Annotated in this window: 3 protein-coding genes and 1 pseudogene; all 4 read left to right on the top strand. The window is 31.9% G+C overall.

Going from position 1 to position 2,378, the window contains the following annotated elements; all coding sequences use genetic code 11:
- Nucleotides 1-199 (top strand): hypothetical protein (locus AAIB49_RS19745; RefSeq protein ID WP_343459055.1); only part of this gene is annotated, 199 nt, incomplete at its 5' end.
- Nucleotides 200-524: 325 nt separating this feature from the next.
- Nucleotides 525-770 carry a site-specific integrase gene (locus AAIB49_RS19740; RefSeq protein ID WP_343459054.1) on the top strand — a complete coding sequence of 82 codons (246 nt, stop codon included), beginning with the start codon at nt 525-527 and terminating at the stop codon, nt 768-770.
- Between the two features lie 240 nt (nt 771-1,010).
- Nucleotides 1,011-1,334 (top strand): annotated as a pseudogene (locus tag AAIB49_RS20060) (tyrosine-type recombinase/integrase); the annotation flags it as partial.
- 404 nt (nt 1,335-1,738) lie between these two features.
- Nucleotides 1,739-1,981 carry a hypothetical protein gene (locus AAIB49_RS19735; protein ID WP_343459053.1) on the top strand — a complete coding sequence of 81 codons (243 nt, stop codon included), beginning with the start codon at nt 1,739-1,741 and terminating at the stop codon, nt 1,979-1,981.
- Nucleotides 1,982-2,378 lie beyond the last annotated feature (397 nt).

Genomic DNA, 2,378 nt, shown 5'->3' with positions numbered 1-2,378 from the left:
AGCATATGTAGGAGAGTGGATTGGGACAAAAATAAAAGAAGGAATGACCAATATAGCACTCGATTATATATCGGCCATTCCAATACTTGTTGGAGTATCAATAGGAGTATATGCACTTTTAGCGATGTTTAGTAAAACTTTTGCAAAGTTTGGTGTTATTGGGGTGTTTTCGTACGGATTGATAGTTGTTGTGGTATAATGAGATAAAGAAAAAACAATTAGATAAAGTAATAATAGAAGTAATTGAGCATTTTTTGACCATTTATTTTTTATAAAAATATATAAAAATATATAAAATTAGTCTTGTGCCAAAGTATAAAACACAGTAATCATAAGGGTTAATATAAGATTTTATAAACAACAATATTCTAATAGCGCATGGGAGGTATGATGTAAGGCCTTTTTAGCCAAACATCTGAGAAATAGTTAAAGCTATTTTTCACCCTTTCAGAGAACCAGTTAAATAAATATTCTTTTTCTAAAGTATAGACTACTTCCTAAAAAAACAAGGAGGTAGTCTTTTTTTGTTGTTTAAATTTGTTTTTCAAGATTTTTTGGATGACAAGAGATTTAAGAACACAACGAAGACGAACATAAGGAATTATCAGACGTTGCTGGGGGAACTTATTAACTATTGCATTGATAATGAAGTAGTAAATGTGGAAGACATTAATTACAGTCACATTAAGCAATATCTATGGGAATGCCAAGAGAAAGGAAACCAAGCGGGCACAATTAACACTAAGCTCATGAGGATAAGAGCATTCTAAACTACATGGTTGACTGTGAGGTAAATAATAAAAATCCAGCACACAAGGTGAAAAGACAAAAAGAATATGTGAAGATTGATGTGTTCACAGACGAGTAAATAAGACAGATCTTAAGTTTCTACAGACGAATTAAACAGCGTGAGAAAAGTTATGTGGCATACAGAGATTATATGATGATTGTTCTAATACTAGGTACTGGAATCCGAAGAGGTGGGATAATCAATTTAATGGTCTGATCTAGACTTTGTTATTTATAATATTTCAGTATTTGGTAAAACACGAAGAAAAGAAACAATACCAATTACAGAAAAGTTATCTAAGGGATTAACTGGATATAAGACATTCTGCTCACAATACTGGGGGGAGTTGAGTGATTATGTATTTGTAAAAAGAGATAATATACAATTAACTCAAAATGCGATAATGATTTTCCGTTACCTTCAAGATAATAAGATGAACTTTAAAGATGTTCGTGTATCAGCACATACTTTTCGTCATACATTTTGTCATAGACTTGCAATGTCAGGAATGAGTGCATTCGCAAATCAAAAGATTATATGGTAAAGGTATTAAAATTAATTAGCGTTATGTGTTATGTGCTTGTTCTTTGCTATAGTTACTTTATAGTAACGGCGTTTTTGCTAGTGGGGTTGTTAACGAAGAACAGGCTAAAGTAGTAGCTGAAAATTAACATTAACTTTTTTGAGGAGAAATGAATAACTTCACAATTCGAAAACTCCTTTTTACTAATAAAGCTAGAAAAAGGTGAGTGTTTTGCATCCAATTACTATTATTGAAATGATGCTTGCTACTGGAGTCTTAATGTTATTTTTAATAGTAGCACTATTATTTAAAAAAAGAGGAAAGTATTACTTACTTTAACAGTTTATGTTCTACTAGCTGAAGTTATATTCTTTATTGCCCGCCCATTTTGGATTGATTATCAACTTACAGTGAGAAAAATAGAGTTGGAAGATTATCTGGAATCTAAATATCCGAATGAAAATTGGGAGATTTCTACAATAGATTTTAGGGAAAACAAAACGGAAAATCCCTATTACTTAAAAGTTATTTTTGAAACCGAACCTCTTTATATCTATTCATATTATGTTAACGGTAAGGGAGATGTGGAACAAAAATCTATTTATACACCTAACAGTACACCCTTAGAGAATTTAGAACACTTTGAAGGAGAAATGGAAACGGATTAGAATCGGATATTCATACGGAAGTTACAGCCAACTTCATTAAAGATAAGATTTAGAGACAGGGAATATCTTACCTGCTTCTAAAAATTTGTTGATTTCTACACCAATTCTACCATACCACCGGTCTCATACGTAAATGGTTATTAAATTAAGGGGTTTAGCTGCTATGGGTAGCATGATATAAACTCTCCCCTAAAGATTTTATGTAATTAAGTTGTAGTTAATAATAGTTTAATAAAGGCTTCTCATAAGTTGGGTAAATTTATGAGAAGCCTTTTTTTGTGTCATTTGAAAACCCCTGGCTATGCCGGGGGTTCCGGAGAGCTTATAGCGTGGTATTAAAATTAAAAAAGGCCTCTCTTCGTGATAAGATATAGTTGGTTTCCCGACCACTACATCA

The sequence above is a fragment of the Ornithinibacillus proteolyticus genome, assembly GCF_039581225.1.
Taxonomy (GTDB): Bacteria; Bacillota; Bacilli; order Bacillales; family Amphibacillaceae; genus Ornithinibacillus; species Ornithinibacillus massiliensis.
This window is presented reverse-complemented; position numbering and strand designations above follow the sequence as displayed.